Annotated in this window: 19 protein-coding genes; 13 read left to right on the plus strand and 6 right to left on the minus strand. The window is 56.6% G+C overall.

What is annotated here, in order from left to right; translation table 11 throughout:
• Nucleotides 1–383 precede the first annotated feature (383 nt).
• The gene (gene rlmH / locus HMPREF2796_RS10115) at nucleotides 384–854 is read right to left on the minus strand and encodes a 23S rRNA (pseudouridine(1915)-N(3))-methyltransferase RlmH (RefSeq protein WP_070633334.1); all 471 of its coding nucleotides are present in this window, start codon (nucleotides 852–854) and stop codon (nucleotides 384–386) included.
• 195 nt (nucleotides 855–1049) lie between these two features.
• Here rlmH and HMPREF2796_RS10120 point away from each other — a divergent pair, with 195 nt between their 5' ends.
• From HMPREF2796_RS10120 to HMPREF2796_RS10135, 4 genes are all read left to right on the plus strand, one after another.
• Nucleotides 1050–2285 carry a YihY family inner membrane protein gene (locus HMPREF2796_RS10120; RefSeq protein ID WP_070633337.1) on the plus strand — a complete coding sequence of 412 codons (1236 nt, stop codon included), beginning with the start codon at nucleotides 1050–1052 and terminating at the stop codon, nucleotides 2283–2285.
• Nucleotides 2286–2618: 333 nt separating this feature from the next.
• A complete protein-coding gene (locus tag HMPREF2796_RS10125; RefSeq protein WP_081253985.1) occupies nucleotides 2619–3929 on the plus strand; it encodes a M23 family metallopeptidase in 1311 nt (436 codons plus the stop codon).
• A 294-nt stretch (nucleotides 3930–4223) separates the two neighbouring features.
• Nucleotides 4224–5081: a protease HtpX gene (gene htpX / locus HMPREF2796_RS10130; RefSeq protein WP_070633339.1), complete on the plus strand. Its 858-nt coding sequence runs from the start codon at nucleotides 4224–4226 to the stop codon at nucleotides 5079–5081.
• Between the two features lie 119 nt (nucleotides 5082–5200).
• Complete coding sequence (locus HMPREF2796_RS10135; protein WP_070633341.1) at nucleotides 5201–5569, plus strand: hypothetical protein; 369 nt, start codon at nucleotides 5201–5203, stop codon at nucleotides 5567–5569.
• A 213-nt stretch (nucleotides 5570–5782) separates the two neighbouring features.
• Here the strand turns inward: HMPREF2796_RS10135 and HMPREF2796_RS10140 are convergent, their stop codons facing one another.
• On the minus strand, nucleotides 5783–7042 hold the full coding sequence (locus HMPREF2796_RS10140; RefSeq protein WP_070633343.1) for a LysM peptidoglycan-binding domain-containing protein: 1260 nt from the start codon (nucleotides 7040–7042) through the stop codon (nucleotides 5783–5785).
• A gap of 187 nt (nucleotides 7043–7229) precedes the next feature.
• On the opposite strand from HMPREF2796_RS10140, the gene def reads away from it, so the two are divergent.
• The 9 genes from def to HMPREF2796_RS10185 all read left to right on the plus strand — a co-directional run bounded on the left by def (nucleotide 7230) and on the right by HMPREF2796_RS10185 (nucleotide 17353).
• Complete coding sequence (gene def / locus HMPREF2796_RS10145; protein ID WP_070633345.1) at nucleotides 7230–7733, plus strand: peptide deformylase; 504 nt, start codon at nucleotides 7230–7232, stop codon at nucleotides 7731–7733.
• Between the two features lie 25 nt (nucleotides 7734–7758).
• The gene (gene fmt / locus HMPREF2796_RS10150; RefSeq protein ID WP_070633347.1) at nucleotides 7759–8694 is read left to right on the plus strand and encodes a methionyl-tRNA formyltransferase; all 936 of its coding nucleotides are present in this window, start codon (nucleotides 7759–7761) and stop codon (nucleotides 8692–8694) included.
• Nucleotides 8691–9950 carry a 16S rRNA (cytosine(967)-C(5))-methyltransferase RsmB gene (gene rsmB, locus HMPREF2796_RS10155; RefSeq protein ID WP_070633349.1) on the plus strand — a complete coding sequence of 420 codons (1260 nt, stop codon included), beginning with the start codon at nucleotides 8691–8693 and terminating at the stop codon, nucleotides 9948–9950. Before fmt ends, rsmB begins: the two co-directional genes overlap by 4 nt.
• Nucleotides 9913–10509, plus strand: a complete 597-nt coding sequence (locus tag HMPREF2796_RS10160; RefSeq protein WP_070633351.1) for a DUF4390 domain-containing protein — start codon at nucleotides 9913–9915, stop codon at nucleotides 10507–10509. Before rsmB ends, HMPREF2796_RS10160 begins: the two co-directional genes overlap by 38 nt.
• Nucleotides 10510–10518: 9 nt before the next feature.
• Nucleotides 10519–12633, plus strand: a complete 2115-nt coding sequence (locus tag HMPREF2796_RS10165) for a sensor histidine kinase (protein WP_070633353.1) — start codon at nucleotides 10519–10521, stop codon at nucleotides 12631–12633.
• A complete protein-coding gene (locus tag HMPREF2796_RS10170; protein ID WP_070633355.1) occupies nucleotides 12620–13894 on the plus strand; it encodes a sigma-54-dependent transcriptional regulator in 1275 nt (424 codons plus the stop codon). Before HMPREF2796_RS10165 ends, HMPREF2796_RS10170 begins: the two co-directional genes overlap by 14 nt.
• Before the next feature lie 503 nt (nucleotides 13895–14397).
• Nucleotides 14398–15357 carry an acetyl-CoA carboxylase carboxyltransferase subunit alpha gene (locus tag HMPREF2796_RS10175; RefSeq protein WP_049258112.1) on the plus strand — a complete coding sequence of 320 codons (960 nt, stop codon included), beginning with the start codon at nucleotides 14398–14400 and terminating at the stop codon, nucleotides 15355–15357.
• Nucleotides 15335–16639, plus strand: a complete 1305-nt coding sequence (gene tilS, locus HMPREF2796_RS10180) for a tRNA lysidine(34) synthetase TilS (protein WP_070633358.1) — start codon at nucleotides 15335–15337, stop codon at nucleotides 16637–16639. The genes HMPREF2796_RS10175 and tilS overlap by 23 nt, the downstream gene beginning before the upstream one ends.
• Before the next feature lie 258 nt (nucleotides 16640–16897).
• A complete protein-coding gene (locus HMPREF2796_RS10185) occupies nucleotides 16898–17353 on the plus strand; it encodes a hypothetical protein (RefSeq protein WP_070633360.1) in 456 nt (151 codons plus the stop codon).
• A gap of 67 nt (nucleotides 17354–17420) precedes the next feature.
• Here the strand turns inward: HMPREF2796_RS10185 and HMPREF2796_RS10190 are convergent, their stop codons facing one another.
• From HMPREF2796_RS10190 to HMPREF2796_RS10205, 4 genes are all read right to left on the minus strand, one after another.
• The gene (locus tag HMPREF2796_RS10190) at nucleotides 17421–17615 is read right to left on the minus strand and encodes a DUF1737 domain-containing protein (RefSeq protein WP_035580172.1); all 195 of its coding nucleotides are present in this window, start codon (nucleotides 17613–17615) and stop codon (nucleotides 17421–17423) included.
• Nucleotides 17616–17740: 125 nt separating this feature from the next.
• On the minus strand, nucleotides 17741–18226 hold the full coding sequence (locus HMPREF2796_RS10195) for a hypothetical protein (RefSeq protein WP_003823320.1): 486 nt from the start codon (nucleotides 18224–18226) through the stop codon (nucleotides 17741–17743).
• Nucleotides 18227–18257: 31 nt separating this feature from the next.
• Complete coding sequence (locus tag HMPREF2796_RS10200) at nucleotides 18258–18866, minus strand: BON domain-containing protein (protein ID WP_070633362.1); 609 nt, start codon at nucleotides 18864–18866, stop codon at nucleotides 18258–18260.
• A gap of 39 nt (nucleotides 18867–18905) precedes the next feature.
• The gene (locus HMPREF2796_RS10205) at nucleotides 18906–19496 is read right to left on the minus strand and encodes a phosphoheptose isomerase (protein ID WP_070633365.1); all 591 of its coding nucleotides are present in this window, start codon (nucleotides 19494–19496) and stop codon (nucleotides 18906–18908) included.
• Between the last annotated feature and the right edge of the window lie 218 nt (nucleotides 19497–19714).

A 19714-nucleotide genomic window follows, 5' to 3' on the forward strand; every position in this document is an offset into this window, starting at 1 on the left:
TAACTTTGAATCAGGATTAGCAGTCGTACCTAGGATGCGTTGATTTAGAGTGAGCTGACGGGAAATGCCAGAGTAGCTGCTGACAGGCAGATTTAGGCTTCACTGCATTGATTTAACTTATTTTTCATAAATTATAGCGCACCAAATTAACAAGATATTACATCATTTTAATATAATAAAAATAATTATCATTTGCTAATTTAGCTGCTTTTCGGTATGATGCATTCACGTTCGGCGAAGCAAGGTTGCTCTGCCTTGTGCCGAACCGCCAAATTTCAACATTCTGCCTGATGGCGGGATGCCCAATTTTGGTAGTGGTTTGTGTTCCTTTTGCGCCCCGCTTTTGTCGGGGCGATTTTTTATGCGCGGTTTTCACCAAACTATTACTCACGATGATACGGATGATTATGCAGAATCGACACCGCCCGATACAGCTGTTCGGTGAGCAACACGCGCACCATGCCGTGCGGCAGGGTAAGGCTGGAGAGGCGCAGCATCAGGCCGGCTTGTTGTTTGATGCGCTCGGTGAGCCCGTCTGCCCCGCCGATTACCATGCAAACATGCCGGCCGTTCTGCTGCCATTTTTTCAGGTAGCCTGCCAGCTCCTGCGAAGTGGGCGCAACGCCGCGCTCGTCTAACACCACCAAAAACGCATCGGCCGGCATGGCTTCCAAGATGCGTTTTTCTTCCGCCGCCATGCCCTGCGCCGCATTCACGCCCGCGCCGCGTTTTTCCGGCTTGATTTCTTTCAAGGTGTATTTGATGTCGCGGCCGAAACGTTTGGCGTATGCCTTCACGGCTTCGTCCACCCAACCGGGCATTTTGTTGCCCACGGCCAATACGGTGATGTTCATGATTTGCCTCGCTCCCGCCCTGCCCTGGCAGGGTGGTTTTGTCTTTTCAATAACATTATTTTACAATGCGGCAGGCCGACTGATTCGATTGCCCCGCAACGCTATTATTTTAAAACACTCAGCCGGCATCATTTAAACCAAATATACAGGCTACCTGAAAAAACAAAACAGATTTTCAGGTAGCCCCAACACACCATGCGCCTACTGCCAAAATTCTCCCTACCCGAACCCCTGCGCCGCTCGCGGACGCTGGCGTTTGCCCGTTTTCTCTATGCGCGTTTTTATGAAGTGAACATTCCGCAGGTGTCGTCAAGCCTCACGTTTACCACGCTGCTGGCCTTGGTGCCGCTGTTTACCGTGGTCGTGGTGGTGGTATCTGCCTTTCCCGTGTTTGCTGATTTTTCCGCTCAGTTTCACCGCTTGGTGTCGGAAATCATGATGCCGGCCGGCGTGGCGGCGGTGAGCGACTACATTTTCCAATTCCGCGACCACGCCAGCCGCCTCACCGCCATCGGCATCGCCATGATGATCATCACCTCGCTGATGTTGGTGCATACCATTGAGCGCACATTCAACCAAATCTGGCGGGTGAAACGCCCGCGCAGCATCGTTACCCGCGTGCTGGTTTATTGGGCACTGCTCAGCCTGGGGCCGCTTTTGGTAGGCGTGGGCATGTCGCTGTGGGGTATCGTGTGGCGGCGCACCCTGTTTTATCTGCACTACCCGCTGCTCGCCTCGCTGCTGCAATTCACGGTTGCCCTCACCGCTACCTGGAGCATGCTCTGCCTGCTCTACAAACTCGTGCCAGCCCGCTATGTACCCCTCCGCCATGCACTGATCAGCGCCGCGCTGGCGGCCGTGTCTATCGAGCTGTTGCGGCGCGGTTTCGGCGTGTATGTGGCCAACTTCAACAACTACCAGTTGGTGTACGGCACCTTTGCCGCCGTGCCAATGTTCCTGCTGTGGCTCAACTTAAACTGGATTGTCATCCTCAGCGGTGCGCTCCTGGCCGCCTCGCTTTCCTATTGGGAAGGCGACGCTTTCCGCCGCCAAGGCTGCCACGGCACGCGGTTTCACGACGCCTTAGGCATCCTCACCCTGCTCGCCCAAGCACAAAGCCAAGGCAAGAGCCTGAAAACCCAACAGTTCCGCCGCCACATCCAGCTGGGCTACGACGAACTGGGCGACCTGCTGGAACAACTCGCGCGACGCGGCTACATTGCGCAAAGCCTGCGCAACGGCTGGATGCTGAAAACCAGCCCCGAAGCCATCCGCGTGGCCGACTTATTCCAGCTGTTCGTGTATGGCAGCCATACCCACACTAACGATTCCATCGGCCGCACCGTGCAACAAATCATGACCCCCGCCATCACCGCTGCCGATATGACCATGGCCGAATTTATCCGGCTCAATCAACAGCAGGATAGTTAATACACAAAACGTTGTTTTGCTTTTCAGGTAGCCTTTTACAAACAATAAAGGCTACCTGAAAATTATTCAGTAAAGGTATAAGCCGATACCATGTTCCGCCGCTACCCAGCGTTCATAACATTTTTCAGGTAGCCTTTACGCAAAGAACAGGCTGCCTGAAGCCAAAATCCCCAATCAAACCCAACTGTTTGCCTCCCCTGTGTCGGTTTCCAGCTGCATCCTAGTCCAATAACAAGTAAAAAACCGCAAAGCGGCACCCGCCCTGCCCTGCCTATCCATTAAAATAGCGCGCTTCTGATAGACCCGTTTGCCGCAACGGCATCCTGCCAAATCGTGTCCCCATCCGCCCTATTTTCCCGCCTGCCACGCCGTGCCCGCATCGCCCTTGTTGTGGCCACTGCGCTGCTGGGCGTGTTCATTTTAATTGCCATCATCGCTGCCGCCTCCGCCAAGCCGGAAGGCGCGATGCAGAGCAAACGCATTGTGGAAAAACTCGCCACCGTGCGCGCCAAAGGCAAAACCCCGGCCACCGGCTACTGGAGCGATGAAGTCATCCAGCCCGGCGACTCCCTGCGCAACGTGTTGGAACGTTTTAACCTTTCCGCCCAGCAAATTCAGGATATTACCCAAGCTGCCGCCTCAGAAGGCAAACAGCCCCACCTGCACCCCGACCAAACCGTCAGCCTCAGGCTCGATGCCCAGCGCCGCCCCGTGCAGGTGCAGTTTTTCAACGACGACGACAACGGCGAAACCCAACTGGTTGATTTAGCCTATGCCGGCAACCGCTGGCAGGCCAAAACCGACGACGTGAAAACCACCACCCTGTCCACGCTCAAATCCGTTATCATCCGCTCCAGCGGCACCACCGCCGGCGCCATGTCGCGTGCCGAAATCCCTGCCGAAGTCCGTGATTCCCTGCGCGAACTGTTCAGTAACCGGCTCGATCTCTACAAACTCGAAGCCGGCGATACCGTTCGCATTCTTTATCAGGTAAACTACTTTCACGGCCAGCAAATTTCCATGGGCGACATCCTCGCGGTGGAAATCAGCCACCAAGGCAAGCTCTACCGCGCCTACTACTTCGGCGAAGACGGCAACGGCCGCTACTACGACGAACACGGCCAGCCGCTGAAGAAAGGTTTTGAAACCCAGCCCGTGCCGGGCAGCCGCATCAGCTCGCCCTTTGGCGTGCGCGTCCACCCGATATTAGGCTATTTGCGCATGCACACCGGCATCGACTACGCCGCCCCCGCCGGCACGCCAATTCACGCCCCGTCCGACGGCATTGTAGAATTCCGCGGCCCCAAAGGCGGCTACGGCAATACCGTGATCCTGCGCCACAGCGACAGCATGCAAACGCTCTATGGCCACATGAGCGCATTTTCCGCTAATGCCGCCCCCGGTCAGCGTGTACGCGCCGGCGACATCATCGGCTTCATCGGCACCACCGGCCGCAGCACCGGCCCGCACCTGCACTATGAAGTGCGCCTCAACGGCGTGCCGGTCAACCCCGCCGGGGTCGCCCTGCCCGCCAAACGGCTCACCACTGCCGAGCTGGCCGAATTCCGCCGCCAGCAGCAAACCGTGGAACAAAAACTTGCCCAGCTGCGCGGCATCGGCAAAACCGTCGCCCAGCTGGATTGATGGCCGGTTGAGTTAACGATAAGAAACCAAGAAACTGATTTTCAGGTAGCCTCAAAGCAGCGATTTTATGGCAATATATTGCCTGATTACCGCAACAATAAAAGGCTACCTGAAACCTCCGTTTTACCGCATAAAAGCAATAAACCAGTTCCGCCAAGGAACTACCGCATCCAACAGCACACCCAACAACATTCCCGCCAAGGCGGCACAACAACATCACGCCGCAGCGGCCAGTAGTAAACATAAAGCAGAAGCCCAAAGGCTACCTGAAACCAAACCACCCAGACCGATACCGTGAAGCGCATAATCCTCTTCCTCCTCACCAATATGGCCGTGCTCCTGGCTGCCCGACTGCTGTTCGGGCTGCTCGGACTCAATCCGCAAGACATCTCCGGCCTGCTGCTGCTCTCCGCCATCACCGGCTTTTCCGGCTCGCTGATTGCCCTCATCATGTCGAAAAGCAGCGCCAAGCAGACCGTGGGTGCCTACGTTATCCGCCAGCCGCGCAACGAAACCGAAGATTGGCTCGTGCGCGTGGTGGAAGCACAGGCCAAACAATGGAACCTGCAAACCCCCGAAGTGGCCGTTTATGAATCGCCCGAGCCCAATGCCTTTGCCACCGGCGCCAGCCGCAACAGCTCGCTGGTTGCCGTCAGCACCGGTCTCTTGCAGCTCATGAGCCGCGACGAAGTGGAAGCCGTGCTCGCACACGAAATGGCCCACGTCGGCAACGGCGATATGGTTACGCTCACCCTGATTCAAGGCGTGGTGAACACTTTTGTGCTGTTTTTCTCCCAAATCATCGCTTCCGTGATTGCTTCCTCCCTGCGCCAAAACCGGCAGCAAGATGGCGGCAGCAACGCCATCCAAACCATCGTCAGCATGGTGCTGCAAGTGGTCTTCGGCTGGCTGGCCGGTATCATTGTGATGTGGTTTAGCCGCCAGCGCGAATACCGTGCCGATGCCGGCGCCGCCAAACTGGTGGGCGCGCCCAAAATGATCTGCGCCCTACAACGGCTCAAAGGCAGCCAAAGCAGCCTGCCGCCCCAAATGGCCGCCATGGGCATCAACGACAGCACCCTGCGCTCCCTGTTCAGCACCCATCCCACCCTCGACGACCGCATCGCCCGCCTACAACGGCTGAACTATTAAATCGGTTTGGCGGGCAGGTTCTGCCAGCCCAAACAATAAAAGGCTACCTGAAAATGCCGGCAAGCAATTTTCAGGTAGCCTTTATCATCCAGCCAGCCTATAGAAAACTCATCTAAACTATGCACTTCTACGAAAAACTCAGCAGCCTTCTCGGACTAGCCTACCATCCCAACATGCAAGACTGGGAATTGGAAAATGCCAACCCGGATCGCCTGCCCGAGTTCATCCACGCCTACAAAACTGGTGGCTTCTCGCGCCAAGAGCAGCATGCCTTAATGGGACTCATCCTTGCCTCATTCAATGATTACCTGGCCATAGAGGCCGCTCCCGATCCGGCAGTCGAACACACCGTTTGCGCCTTGCTAGAGCAGCAATGGCAAGATTTCCACCCGCTCGTGCGCTATTGGTCGCTGCTGGATGAAGACTTGGATGATGAATTTCCCATCACCCCTATCATGCGGAAACTATGGGCGCAACATTTCAGCTAGCCATCACTTGGATACCTGTGCCCGGTACAATGCTTACTCAAGGCTACCTGAAACTTGAAAAAGACAGATACAACATAACATCGATACAATAACTATACCCGCTGCCTTTGAAGGCATCCTAACAGTATTTTTGCCTACTCCAACATCATGCCCTATGACAAAAGGCTACCTGAATTTTCAGGTAGCCTTTGATTCCATCACACTTCTTCACGCTTAGCGGGTTGGATCGATATTGCTGCGTAAGTCGTATTGGTGATAGTCGTATTCATACGGGCCTTGCGGATTATTGGGTACATGGCGGTACTGATGCCCCATATCATCCAAATCGTGGCCAGGTTCGGTGGCCAAATCACCCACTGATACGTTTACTCTAGATTCCAACACGATGGCGGAAGAAACGTGTTCGCCCACGTTATACACCATAGCCAAACCGATTTCTTCAGCCGGAATACTTACATATTTCACAGTTGGGCTAGGATTGATATCGGTGCGCACTTGGCGGCTCTGACGGTACAGGCTTACCACGGTACCTTTATCCAAACCATCAGCCGAACCTTTGTTCAGGATAATGGTGCTAAAGCGGCCGGCTTCGCTGATACCATCCAATACGTCCACGATACGGGCACGCACTTGATTTTCCGGCTCATGTGGCATCATATTGAAGGCGTTTTCTTCGCCGTTATAGCGCAGCAGATAGTCGCCTTGGCGGATTTCAGCCACTTGCTCACGAATCTGCAAAGCTTGTGCAGTTTCGGTCGGCACTTTCACCAGCGGATGATGGCGGGTGTAGTATTGGTTGTCCGGCAAGGCTTGACGATCGCTTTCAGAACGTTCGGCCAAAGCAGTGCTGGTTACCGGCAGAGTAGCCAATTTGCCGCTGAACACAACCAGCTGGCCGATAAATTTGCCAGTTTCAGGATCAATAATGTCTTTAACCGGGCGGTAAACCAAGTATTCACCCGATTCAGTAATGCCGTAGGCATAAATACGGTCACCTAGGGAATACATGGTTTTGCCTTCCGGGCCGGCGATGATGCGCGGTGCATCCTGAGTGGTACGGCGGGCAATCACCTGCGGGTGTTTCATGAACATACGGTAGTAGTTCAGATTCAGGGTGGAGATGCCGTAGCCGGAAGAAGTTTCACGCACGCGCGGCTGCAATTTAACGGTGGGGATACCACCAGCGTTATCTACGCGCAAGCGCGGCTGGCCGTTTACATAGTGCAACACCAACACTTGGCCCGGATAAATCAGATGAGGATTGCGGATGGTGCGGCGGTTGGCGCCCCACAACTGCGGCCATTTCCATGGGCGATAAAGGTATCTACCGGAAATACCCCACAAGGTGTCGCCGGTACGCACGGTGTAGCGTGTAGGAGCGTTGGGGCGCACACGCAGAGGCCCGGCCTCGGCGGGCAATGCAGAAACAGTCAAGCCAATGGCACAAAGCAAGGTTATAATATGTTTTCTCATGAGAGAGTTTCCCTTTAGGATTAACGTTAGGATTAACGAACCTGATAACGCTTTATTTACGTTGTTGTTGATGAAATTAACGGAATCATAGAACATTTTAGGTATCTTGCGCCAGTATTCCGGCGAAAAAACCGTTACAACTGCAACAAGAACGTATCTATCTATGCACACTTAAGAGAGAAATCAAATGGCTTTACTGAATATTTTGCGCTATCCCGACCCCCGCCTGAACTTAGTGGCCAAACCGGTAGAACAGGTGGACGAGCGCATCAAACAACTGGTGGCCGACATGGCCGAAACCATGTACGAAGCAAAAGGCATCGGCCTGGCCGCCACGCAGGTAGACGTGCACGAACGTGTGGTGGTGATGGACTTATCCGAAGGCCGCGACCAACTGCAAGTGCTGATTAATCCAGTGATTATCGAACGCGACGGCGAAACCGTATATGAAGAAGGCTGCCTTTCTGTACCAGGCGTATACGACAAAGTAACCCGTGCCGAAAGCATCGTGGCTGAAGCGTTGGATGCAGAAGGCAATCCCTACACCATCCATGCCGACGGCTTGCAGGCTATTTGTATCCAGCACGAAATCGACCACCTCGATGGCAAAGTTTTCGTGCAATACCTGTCACGCCTGAAGCAGGAACGCATCAAAACCAAGATGAAGAAACTCGACAAACACACGCTCTAACCCGAGCAAGAGGCTACCTGAAACCATGATTCGCAAAGTAATTTTTGCCGGCACCCCCGATTTCGCCGCCGATGCCCTGCGCGCTATTGCCGAGGCCGGCTTCGATATCCCGCTGGTGCTCACCCAGCCCGACCGCCCCAAAGGGCGCGGCATGAAGCTGCAAGCTTCACCCGTGAAAAAAACCGCGCTCGAACTTGGTTTTCAGGTAGCCCAACCCGAAAGCTTGAAAAGTGAGTCCGCACAAGAAATGCTACGTGCCGTGGAAGCCGACATCATGGTAGTGGCCGCCTACGGTCTGTTACTGCCGCAAGCCGTGCTCGATATTCCGCGCCACGGCTGTCTCAATATCCATGCTTCGCTATTGCCACGCTGGCGCGGTGCCGCACCCATCCAACGTGCTATTGAAGCAGGCGATAGCGAAACCGGCATCTGCATCATGCAAATGGATGCCGGGCTCGACACCGGTGCCGTCATCAGCCGCCATCCCTGCCCAATTCTCCCTAGCGACAATGCCCAAACCCTGCACGACAAACTGGCCGAAATTGGTGCGCACGCCATTGTTGCCGATTTGCAACACCATTCTCAACGCAATGCCCAGCCCCAGCCTGAACACGGCATCACTTACGCCCATAAATTAAGCAAAGCCGATGCCCAAATCGATTGGACACAGCCCGCCGAAGCCATCGAACGCCGCATCCGTGCCTTCAATCCCGTGCCCGGCGCCTGGTGCGACTACCACGGCAAACCGCTGAAAATCTGGGCTGCACAAGCCTGCTCGGCCAATGGCGTGGCCGGCAGCGTGTTACAAGCCGATAAAAACGGCATTCAGGTAGCCTGCGGCAGCGGCTCGTTGCTGATTCAAACCCTGCAGCCTGCCGGCAGCGCCCGCATGGAAGCTGCCGCTTTCCTAGCCGGTCATCCTATTGCCGCCGGCAGCCGATTCGGAGCGGAACACCCATGAGCCTAGCCAACGTACAAACCCTCGCCGCCCACAGCGTGGCGGCCGTTGAAGCCGGGCGCAACCTGTCCGACGTGCTGGCCGAAATCTGGCGCGACCACCCGCAGCTCTCTGCCCAAGAACGCGGCGCGTTGCAAGATATTGCCTACGGCTGCCAACGTTTTTCAGGTAGCCTGCGTGCTCTACTCGGCCTGATGCTGAACAAGCCCCTGCCCCGCGCCGACATTCGCAGCCTGATATTGGCCGCACTCTACCAACTCGCCTACAGCCGCAACGCCGCCCATGCCGTGGTAAACGAAGCCGTGCGCGCCGCTGGCAAAATCGGCAAAGGCCAATACAAAGCCCTCACCAACGCCCTACTCCGCCGTTTCCTACGCGAGCGCGACAGCCTGATACAGCAGGCGCAGCAAAGCTCAGAGGGCCGCTACAACCTGCCCGACTGGTGGCTAGAACGGCTGCAGCGAGACTACCCCGAACACTGGCTGCAAATCACCGAAGCCTTCAACAACCATCCACCGATGACCCTGCGCATCAACCGCCGGCACACCGATGCGGAAGGCTACCTGAAAATCCTGGCCGAACACGGTATGCAGGCCGAAATTCTCGGCAGCCACGCTGTGATGCTGGCTACGCCCGTGCCCGTGTCCGCTTTGCCATTGTTTGCCGAAGGTGCCGTATCCGTGCAGGATTGGGGGGCACAACAGGCCGCCACTTGGCTCAACGTGCAAAACGGCGAACGCGTACTCGATGCCTGTGCCGCGCCCGGCGGCAAAAGCGGCCACCTGCTCGAATGGGCAGACTGCAAGCTTACCGCCATCGACATCGACCCCGCGCGCCTGCAACAAGTACGCGACAACCTCAACCGCCTCGGCCTGAGTGCTGAGCTGCACGCAGCCGACGCACGGCAATGGGCTTCGTGTTATGATGGTTCCCTGTTCGACGCCGTATTGGCCGACGTGCCCTGCACCGCTTCAGGCGTTGCCCGCCGCCATCCAGACATCAAATGGCTGCGCCGGCCACAGGATGCCAAGAACACAGCCGCCCAGCAAACTGATCTGCTCGATGCCCTGTGGCGTACGCTCAAGCCTGGCGGCAGGATGCTCCTGTCCACCTGCTCGCTGTTTGCTGAAGAAAACGGCAGCCAGCTGCAAGCCTTTTTGCAACGCCACCCCGACGCTGCCTGTACACGCAGCGAAACCCTGTTACCCAACCCGCACCAAGATGGCTTCTATTACGCGCTTATCCACAAAACTGCTTAGCCTGCTCGCCTGCTGCCTGCTGGCTTTCGTAGCCGTGGGCGCACAGGCGGAAGGCATCAACGTTACCCGTTCCAGCGCCACGCTCACCACAGACGGCCGCCTGTCGGTAAACAGCCGCTTCCAAACCGAGCTGCCCGGCCAGCTTCAGGTAGCCCTCAAACAAGGCGTACCGCTTAACTTCCAACTTAGCTACCGCTTGCAATCGCCCACCCTGGCCGCCTACCGCTGGCGGCTCGGCCAGCTGGTCGGCTCCGCACAAACCATCAACTACAAGCTCGCCTACCATCCGCTCACCGACCGCTATCGTGTCAGCGTCGGCTCTTTTTCCACCGAATACGGCACCCTGCCCACCGCACTGAAGGCTGTTGGCGCGGTAGCCAACTGGCAAGTGCTCGATAAAGGCACACTCTCCGACACTGCCCCCGCCGACGTGGCTGCCGACATCCGCTTGAGCCTGAGCATCAGCGATCTGCCGCGCCCCTTCCAAATCAACGGCGAAACCTCAAAGAGCTGGCAGCTCGATTCCGGCTGGCGCAAACTACTCATCAGCCAGCAATAAAGGGAAGCCATGCGCCGTCTGCTCACCTTCATCGCTGTTCTGGGCATGCTCGCCCTGTATGTGCTGGCGCTCGCTACCGGCCACGCCAGCAAGCTGGCGCAGTATTTTTGGTGGATTCTCACCTTCAGCGCCGCCCTCTTAGGCATTCTGCTCACCATCCTTATCTCACAACTGTGGAAACTCTGGCTCGACCGACGCAGGCGGGTGTTCGGCTCGCAAACCGCTCTGCGCCTGGCCAAAATGTTTATGCTGGTGGCCATCCTGCCCGGCCTGTTCTTATTCGGCGTGTCGGCCCAATTTATTTCACACAGTATCGACTCCTGGTTTGGCAACGAAACCGAACAAGCGCTGGAACGCAGCCTGAATCTAAGCAAATCTGCGCTGGATCTGGCGCTGGATACTTCGGTGCGCAAGGCTGCTGCCGTTCAGGTAGCCTTAATCGGCGAAATGTCGTTGCAGCAAGATGCAAAGCAGGCTCTGGGGCAGCTTTCCGCTAACAGCGATTTCGACCAACTTGCGCTCTACGACAGCAAAACCTTAAGCCCTGCCGCCGAATACCGCCAGCCTGATGCCGACAAATTGCCGCCACCCGAACTCACACGCGACATTCTTGAACAGGTGAAAACCACCGGTAGTGCCCGTAGCGTGGCTAACGTCGGCCACACGCTCTATGCCCAAGGCTGGCTCGCCCTGCCCGAGCTGCACGGTCAACACTATATTTTGTTCTTCCGCCAGCCGGTACAGAAACAAGTGGCCGACGACGTCACCCTGATTGAAGCCGCCCGCGCCCGCTACGCCGAAATCAGCTATGCCAAGCAAGGCCTGCAAACCTTCTTCCTGTTCACCCTCTTGATGGCTACCCTGCTGGCGATTTTGCTCGCGCTGGTGATTGCCCTGTTTTTCGCCCAACGCTTCACCGCGCCGATTCTCTCCTTGGCTGCCGGTGCACGCTCCGTGGCGCAGGGCGATTATTCGCAACAGCTGGCCGTGTACCGTAACGACGAGCTCGGCCGCCTCACCACCCTGTTTAACCACATGACCGCCGAGCTCAACTCCTCCCATATCCGCCAGGAGGCTGCCCGCCACTATCTCGAATGCGTGCTCTCCAGCCTGACCAGCGGCGTGGTTACGCTCGACGACCAAGGCTACCTGAAAGCCTGCAACAGCAGCGCCGGACAAATCCTGATGCTCGATTTGGCCGCCTGCCGCGAAACCAGCGTGCACGAATGGCATAAGCTCGGCGTAGCCGAAGCGCTAGCCGCCCAAGTGCTGCTTGCCATCCTCCCTACTGTCGATAGCGACAAACCCGTGCAGCTTACCTATGCCGCACCCGACGAATCCTGCATTTTGCTGGGCAAGGCCACCCGTCTGCCCGAAGACAACGGCGCCGGCACTGTCCTCGTGTTCGACGACGTAACCGCACTGGTGCAGGCGCAGAAAGAAGCCGCCTGGGGCGAAGTGGCCCAACGCTTGGCGCACGAAATCCGCAACCCGCTTACTCCCATCCAGCTTTCCGCCGAGCGCCTGGCCTGGAAGCTCGATGGCAAGCTGGACGATAAAGACGCTGCCATGCTTGAGCGCGCCACCAACACCATCGTCAACCAGGTGGCTGCCATGAAAGACATGGTTGAGGCTTTCCGCAACTACGCCAAAGCACCGAAACTCAAACTGGAACGTATCGATTTAAACGTTCTGACTGCCGAGCTTTTGGTGCTGTATGAGGGCTCAAATTGTACATTTGAAGCGGATTTCAGTAATATAGAAGCCGTAGTCGAGGCCGATGCCGGCGCCATGCGCCAGGTGTTGCACAATATTTTGAAAAATGGTGCCGAAGCTGCCGCTGCAGACAAACAGCCAGAAGTGTTGATCCAAACAGCGGTGCAAGATGAGAAAGTGGCGCTAAACATTTGCAATAACGGCAAAAGTTTCAGCGAAGACATGCTTCTCCATGCCTTCGACCCCTACGTCACCGACAAACCCGGCGGCACCGGTTTGGGCTTGCCGGTGGTGAAAAAAATCATTGAAGAGCACAAAGGCCGCATATCGCTGGCCAACCGCCCGGAAGGCGGGGCTTGTGTGAAAATTACTTTACCCCTACTGATGGAAAACGATGCGCAGCAGTGATATTTTGATTGTAGATGATGAAGTGGGCATCCGCGATTTGCTGTCGGAAATCCTGCAAGACGAAGGCTATTCGGTTACCCTGGCCGAAAATGCCGAAGAAGCCCGCCAACTTCGAAACCAAACCCGCCCCGCCATGGTGTTGCTGGACATTTGGATGCCTGATTGCGACGGCATTACCCTGCTCAAAGAGTGGGCCAAATCCGGCCAGCTCAACATGCCCGTGGTGATGATGAGCGGCCACGCCAGCATCGACACCGCGGTGGAAGCCACCAAAATCGGCGCGCTGGATTTCTTGGAAAAACCCATCGCCCTGCAAAAGCTCCTGGCCGCCGTGGAACGCGCCTTTAAACACAGCGCCATGCAGGCCTCCTCCACCATGTCGCTGGACAAACTCGGCACCAGCGAAGCCGTGAAGCAGCTCAACCAGCAGCTCGAACGCGCCGCCCGCACCCAAGCCCCCGTGCTGCTCTCCGGCGAGCCCGGTTCACCGTTCGAACTGGTGGCGCACTACTTCCAAACCGGCAACGCCCCCTGGGTGGAGCCCGGCAAAATCGAACAAATCAGCAACAGTCCCATCGAATTGCTGCAAAAAGCCAGTAACGGCGTGCTCTATCTGGGCGACATTGCCCAATATGGCAAAAGCATCCAGCAAGGCATCCTCTTCCTCTTGGGCAAGGCCGACCGCTACAACGTGCGTATCATCTGCGCCTGCAGCCAGCCGGTGCAAGAGCTGATCACCAGCCCGGATTACGACAGCCGACTGCTCAACAATCTTTCGGCCATCATGGTCAGCATCCCGCCCTTGCGCAACCAGCCGGAAGACATTGTTTTCTTGGTGGAGCAGCTGATTCAAGAGTTTTCCGAGAGCCGCAAAACCGCCGTTAAATTCAACACTGCCGCCTTGAATGCCCTGCGCCAATACGACTGGCCGGGCAACTTCGAGCAACTGCGCAGCGTGGTGAAAAGCATCGTACTCACCGCCGAGAGCAAAGAAATCGGTTTGGAAAACGTGCAGGCCGTGCTTAGCCAATTCACGCTCAACCAACCCTCCGAACTGGTGGGCGGCTTCAACTTCGACCTGCCCTTGCGCGAATTGCGTGAAGATTTGGAACGCCGCTATTTCGAATACCATATCGCCCAAGAAGGGCACAACATGAGCAAAGTGGCACAGAAAGTCGGCCTTGAGCGTACCCACCTGTACCGCAAGCTCAAACAGCTCGGCATTCAATTCTCCCGCCGAGGCAGCAACGATAATAAATAGTTCCGCCCAATCAGGCTACCTGAAAATCCCATCCAACGGTTTTCAGGTAGCCTGTAGCATTATTTAGCAGCTGCCCTATTCGCAACATCCACCAACAGGCTACCTGAAAGCACGGCTTAGAAATAAAAACCAGGGCTCCGAAGAAAGCCGAGTTGCTGCCCAGCTAAAACCAGCTGCCTCCATTTATAAACATAACAAAAATTAGCAAAAGCCCCAATACAACAAAATAGTTAGCTACTTTAAAGGCTACCTGAAACCAACCTGGCCCACGAAAAATCAGCAGCAACAGCTGCACAAACTGCGTATCTTAGCGTATCATTGCAGCGGTTCAGACCGCAAAGTAATGTTAAGAAACCGTCTCCGCGCTACAGCTATAGATAAAGCACACTTTTTCTGCACAGCAGAACCCATGCCGTAGGAAATAAAGTGTTTTAGCCTCCCTAAGCGTGCTTAGCTTGGGCTGCCTCCGTCAATCGGTGCAGCCGCAACAAGGAAACAGACACATGAAACAGATTTTTCTCGATTTCGAACAGCCCATTGCCGAACTGGTGCAGAAAATAGAAGAGCTGCGCTTCGTGCAAAATGACTCGGTATTGGATATTTCCGAAGAAATCGAACGCCTGCAAAAGAAAAGCAACGAGCTCACCAAAAACATTTTTGCCAAGCTCACTCCCGCGCAGATTATGCAGGTTTCGCGCCATCCGCAGCGCCCCTACACCCTCGACTACATCGAAGCGCTGTGTACCGATTTTGAAGAGCTGCACGGTGACCGCCACTATGCCGACGACTATGCTATCGTGGGCGGGCTGGCCAAGTTTGAAGGCCAAAGCGTGGTAGTTATCGGCCATCAAAAAGGCCGCGATACCAAGGCCAAAATCCGCCGTAATTTCGGCATGCCCCGCCCCGAAGGCTACCGCAAAGCCCTGCGCCTGATGAAGATGGCGGAAAAATTTGGCCTGCCCGTGCTGACCTTTATCGACACCCCCGGCGCCTACCCCGGCATCGGTGCCGAAGAGCGCGGCCAATCCGAAGCCATCGGCCGCAATCTGTATGAACTCACCCGCCTGCGCGTACCCGTTATCTGCACCGTAATCGGCGAAGGCGGCTCCGGCGGCGCGCTGGCCATTGCCGTGGGTGATGCCGTGAACATGCTGCAATACGCCACCTATTCCGTGATTTCGCCCGAAGGCTGCGCTTCCATTTTGTGGAAAACCGCCGAAAAAGCCGCTGATGCCGCGCAAGCCCTCGGCATCACTGCCAAGCGCCTGAAGAGCCTCGAGCTGATCGACCAAATCATCGCCGAGCCCTTGGGCGGTGCCCACCGCGATTACGAAACCGTGATGAACAACGTGCGCAAAACCATCCGCCAGCAACTGGCCGATTTGGAACACCAGCCGGTGGAGCAGCTGCTGGCCAAACGCTTCGACCGCATCATGGCCTATGGAAAATTCACCGACAAATAACCCCCTGCGGCAACACCTTGCCCAACAATGGCCGGCGCCAAACGCCGGCCGTTTTGCCGTGGAAGTCGGTTTCAGCGGCGGGCTCGATTCCGTGGTTTTGCTGCACCTGTTATGCAGCCTGCGCAACGAATTGCCGCTGGAATTGAGCGCGGTGCACGTCCACCACGGCCTCGACGCCCCCGCCGACCAATGGGCGGAATTCTGCCGCGAATGCTGTGCACAATGGCAGGTGCCGCTGCGCATAGAGCGCGTGCAGGTTCAATTCGGCAAGCTCGGACTGGAAGCCGCCGCCCGTGCCGAACGCTACCGCTGCTTCACCCAAAGCCGCGCCGATGCCGTCGCCCTCGCCCACCATGCCGACGACCAGGCCGAAACCCTGCTGCTGGCCGCCCTGCGCGGCGGCGGGCTGCGCGCGCTTTCCGCCATGCCCGCCCTGCGGGCGCTGAACGAACGCGTCAGCCTGTGGCGCCCCCTCTTAGCCATTCCCCGCGCCGAGCTGCTCGCCTACGCCCAAGCGCACAAGCTGGCATGGGTGGAAGACAGCAGCAACGCCGACACCGCCCTGCTGCGCAACTGGCTGCGCCGCGAAGGCCTGCCCCCGTGGCAAAAACGCGTGCCGCACCTCACCCGCCAGTTGCTCGCCACCATCGGCCGCCTGCAACACGACTTGGCGCTATTGGAAGACTATGGCCAAACCGAACACAACAGCCTGTATGACACCGCCGGCCGTTTTCAGGTAGCCTCGTGGCGGCAACTTTCCCCCTTGCGGCAAACCCACCAGCTACACACCTTCGCCCACTACCACCACCTCGGTAGCCCCCGTGCCGACAGCGTACGCCAATTCGCCGCTACCCTCGCCAACCCCGCCGTGCGGCAAGCCCAATGGCCGCTGCCGCACGGCCGCGCCATCCTCTACGCCGGCTGCCTATTTCCCGTTCCCGCCGAATGGACCACCGGTAAACTGCTTGCCCAACCCGCATGGCAACCCGCCACCCACGGGCTACCTGAAAACCTGACTCAACCCAACTGCGGCATCTGGCGTACCCCGCAACCTAGCGATACCCTGCCCCTGCCGCACGGCCGCAAAAAAATCAGCCGCCTGCTGCAAGAAAAAAAAGTGCCCCCCTTCATGCGCGCCCTATGGCCGCTGTGGGTGCACGAACAACACGGCTGCCTCGCCGCTGCCAATCTGCAAACCCATTGCCGCCTCTCCGTGCCAAACGGCTGGCAGGCACAGGCAGAAGATCTGAACCAGTTTATTTTGTCGTTTCAAACAGCATAACTGTAGTTTGGACTATCCAAAAAACACACTAAACTAATATAAAACAAAATCATACAATGCCGATATCAAACATATCGGCATCATTGGTTGCATACAAGATAACAAGCCACAGGCAATAGCAAACATACGACAAAGTCATCCCATGCCGTAGTAGCTGCAGAACTTCCACTGTGACTAATGTAAAATTCGTTCCTTATGTAAAGTCCAACATAAGCCAAAGACTTTATTTCTTCATTTCCCTCAACCAAAGGAGAAACCATGTCCCCTAAAACCAAGAAAATCCTCATCGGCGGCGCCCTGGCCCTCGCCCTTTTGGGCTGGCGCGGTTATGATGCCGTCAAAACCGTGAAACTGAAAGAGTTTGTCGAACACTACAATGTGTTTATCAACAACGAAAACCGCTTCCTCACCCATCTCAATGAGCGTACCGATTTCGGTAGTGTGCCCGAAGCCGTGATGATGCCGGTTCGGCATAGTGCCGGTTTTATGGCCAATTCCGACCGAGGCGGCTGCCACTCGATTCCCGATGATGCCCTGCTGGCCGAATGCACCAGTGCCTTTAGCGAATACCACAGCGTGCTGCAAGAAGTGGAAAAACAAGGGCTGGACGAGGCGCGGCTGAAACAGGTGATTGAACGCGGTGCCCGCACGCACAGCATCATCACCCAAGTGGCCGCGAAGTTTCCGAGCCGGGTTCAGGTGCAGAGCAATTAATTGCACACCCAGACACCATAAAGGCTACCTGAAAAGTTTTCAGGTAGCCTTTGCTATTTGCTGCACATCAATATTCGCTCAAGGGCTTATTCGGGTCGTATTGCGCCACTTCTTTCACAATCGCCTGCCCCACGCGCACACCGTTGTCGGTGTGCGCCATGGTCGGGCTGCCATGCAGTTCCCAACCTTGTTGCAGGGCTTCGGTTACGCGGCGGCAGAACACGGAATCGTCTGTGCCGGTGAGCAAGCGGTAAACTTTCATTATTTCTCTCCTCTGATACCGGCCATGAAGCATTGCCGCACATCATGGCCATAAACAGGCTACCTGAAACTTAGCTGCCCTGCGCTTTAACTGCGTTGCAGTTTTGCTTTCAGGTAGCCTCCGTTTTAAAACAGGCTATCCACCGGATTACCGCCGCCATCTCCACCGGACTGGCGCGGCTGAGGCTGCGGCGCGGGTTTCACCGGCACCTCAATCGGTCGGATTTCGGTTTCCTGCTGCGGGGCAATCGGCTGAATCGGCACTTCTTCCCCTGCAGGGGTGGCCGGTGTGGCGCGACGCGACGCAGCGGGGCGCTCTTGTGCCGGCTCGGACGCTTGGGAAGCGGCATTCATATCGGCAGCAGGCGGCAGGCTGTAGGTTTGGCCGGCCGCGGCCGATGCGCCATTGGGCTGCCAAATTTCCACGCCCTGCTGCGGTGCGGAAGCATCTCCGGGGCTCCGCACTGAATCGGACCTTTGCATCGTGAGCCAAGCCATGGCCACCAGCGCAAGCACCACGATAAAGGCCACAATAAACGCGATCCACACAATGCGGCTAAACGTGCTGCGCGGCAGCTTTTTGGAAGAAGAAGGCATTTCTTTGCCGGTCATGAACTTTCCTTACAATTCAAAGTTAAGCGTATTAGCGCACATTGCTGGGCACGAAGGTTTCATACAGCGTAACCACTTGCTGCACACCGGCAGTGGTGCTCACGGTGTTGCTCACCAGCGCCTGCTCTTCAGGCGTGAGGATGCCCATCACATAAGTAACGCCGTTATACGTTACCACTTTCACATGGTTGGACGACACGCCCTTGGTGCCGAGCAAAGTGGTGCGTACTTTGGAAGTAACCCACGAATCGTTGCTTACCTCGCCAAAACCGCGCGCGCTGGTGGCTACCTGAATATAGTTGTAAATTTTCTCGGCATTGGGCTGGGCACGCGCCACGCGCTCTACAAATGCCTTGTCGGCCTCGCTGGCCACCAAGCCCATCAACAGCACCTGGCGGTTGAAGCTCACCACAGAAAGCTTCGGCTCAAAGCCCTGCATGGTGTTGTTGTTGCGCAGATGAGTGAGTGCCGTGTTTTGGATGCGCACTTCCATCACTTGGTCATCAGCCTGCGCGCCGGTGCTGCGGCGGTCGGTGGCCGACATCACGCCGAATGCGCCCGCGCCCACCAGCGCGGTAAAACAGCCGGAAAGCGGCAGCGGCAGCAGGCACAGCAGCAGGAGGCGGAAACTTTTTTTCATGGTTTATTGTCCTTAATTGGGCGGAAATGGGTGAAGCGTTTATTCTTCAAACAAAGTGGTATCGATATGATCGCACAGGGCGTGAATCAGCAGGATATGGATTTCCTGAATCCGCGCCGTGCGCTGATGCGGCACGTTGAGCAACACATCGCCTTCTGCCAGCACGCCGGCGATTTTGCCGCCGTCGCGCCCGGTGAGCGCCACCACACTCATACCCTGCTCGCGGGCGGCTTCGATGGCGGCAAGCACATTGCCGGAATTGCCGGAAGTGGAAATCGCCACCAGCACATCGCCCGGGCGGCCGAGTGCCGACACTTGGCGGGCAAAAATCTGATCAAAGGCATAATCGTTGCCGATAGCAGTGAGCGCGGAAGTATCGGTGGTGAGCGCGATGGCGCCCAGCGGCATACGTTCTTTTTCAAAACGGCCGGTGAGCTCGGCGGCAAAATGCTGCGCATCGGCTGCCGAACCGCCGTTGCCGCACACCAAAATTTTGCCGTCGGCCATCAGCGAATCCAACAGCAAAGCCGCCGCCCGCGCCGTCGGCTCGGCCAATTGTTCGGCACACTGCTGTTTGGCGGCAATGCTTTCTTGAAAATGCTGCAATACGCGTTGGGCGGCTGGGTTCACAACAGGCTACCTGAAAATAGTAAATGAGAACGCCGGCTATTGTAGCGGCATATGCTGGTTTGAACAATTACCGATAACAGGTAAGCGGGAAGAGATTTGCTGAAAGCATCGGCTGCAACACGGCCAAAACAAGCAGCGCTAGTTCGGCGAAGCGCAACACACAACCACAAGTTTCAACCAAGCCAAAAACCTCATCCTTTTTCAGCTAGCCTGTCTGC

Origin of the sequence: Eikenella sp. HMSC071B05 (assembly GCF_001811325.1) — a bacterium.
GTDB lineage: Bacteria > Pseudomonadota > Gammaproteobacteria > Burkholderiales > Neisseriaceae > Eikenella > Eikenella corrodens.

Bases quoted from the DNA above. Each gene is read 5' to 3' on its own strand.
- rlmH (WP_070633334.1), bottom strand. From the start codon at position 854: ATGAACATCACCGTATTGGCCGTGGGCAACAAAATGCCCGGTTGGGTG.
- HMPREF2796_RS10120 (WP_070633337.1), top strand. From the start codon at position 1,050: ATGCGCCTACTGCCAAAATTCTCCCTACCCGAACCCCTGCGCCGCTCG.
- HMPREF2796_RS10135 (WP_070633341.1), top strand. From the start codon at position 5,201: ATGCACTTCTACGAAAAACTCAGCAGCCTTCTCGGACTAGCCTACCAT.
- HMPREF2796_RS10140 (WP_070633343.1), bottom strand. From the start codon at position 7,042: ATGAGAAAACATATTATAACCTTGCTTTGTGCCATTGGCTTGACTGTT.
- def (WP_070633345.1), top strand. From the start codon at position 7,230: ATGGCTTTACTGAATATTTTGCGCTATCCCGACCCCCGCCTGAACTTA.
- fmt (WP_070633347.1), top strand. From the start codon at position 7,759: ATGATTCGCAAAGTAATTTTTGCCGGCACCCCCGATTTCGCCGCCGAT.
- rsmB (WP_070633349.1), top strand. From the start codon at position 8,691: ATGAGCCTAGCCAACGTACAAACCCTCGCCGCCCACAGCGTGGCGGCC.
- HMPREF2796_RS10160 (WP_070633351.1), top strand. From the start codon at position 9,913: ATGGCTTCTATTACGCGCTTATCCACAAAACTGCTTAGCCTGCTCGCC.
- HMPREF2796_RS10165 (WP_070633353.1), top strand. From the start codon at position 10,519: ATGCGCCGTCTGCTCACCTTCATCGCTGTTCTGGGCATGCTCGCCCTG.
- HMPREF2796_RS10170 (WP_070633355.1), top strand. From the start codon at position 12,620: ATGCGCAGCAGTGATATTTTGATTGTAGATGATGAAGTGGGCATCCGC.
- HMPREF2796_RS10175 (WP_049258112.1), top strand. From the start codon at position 14,398: ATGAAACAGATTTTTCTCGATTTCGAACAGCCCATTGCCGAACTGGTG.
- tilS (WP_070633358.1), top strand. From the start codon at position 15,335: ATGGAAAATTCACCGACAAATAACCCCCTGCGGCAACACCTTGCCCAA.
- HMPREF2796_RS10185 (WP_070633360.1), top strand. From the start codon at position 16,898: ATGTCCCCTAAAACCAAGAAAATCCTCATCGGCGGCGCCCTGGCCCTC.
- HMPREF2796_RS10190 (WP_035580172.1), bottom strand. From the start codon at position 17,615: ATGAAAGTTTACCGCTTGCTCACCGGCACAGACGATTCCGTGTTCTGC.
- HMPREF2796_RS10195 (WP_003823320.1), bottom strand. From the start codon at position 18,226: ATGACCGGCAAAGAAATGCCTTCTTCTTCCAAAAAGCTGCCGCGCAGC.
- HMPREF2796_RS10200 (WP_070633362.1), bottom strand. From the start codon at position 18,866: ATGAAAAAAAGTTTCCGCCTCCTGCTGCTGTGCCTGCTGCCGCTGCCG.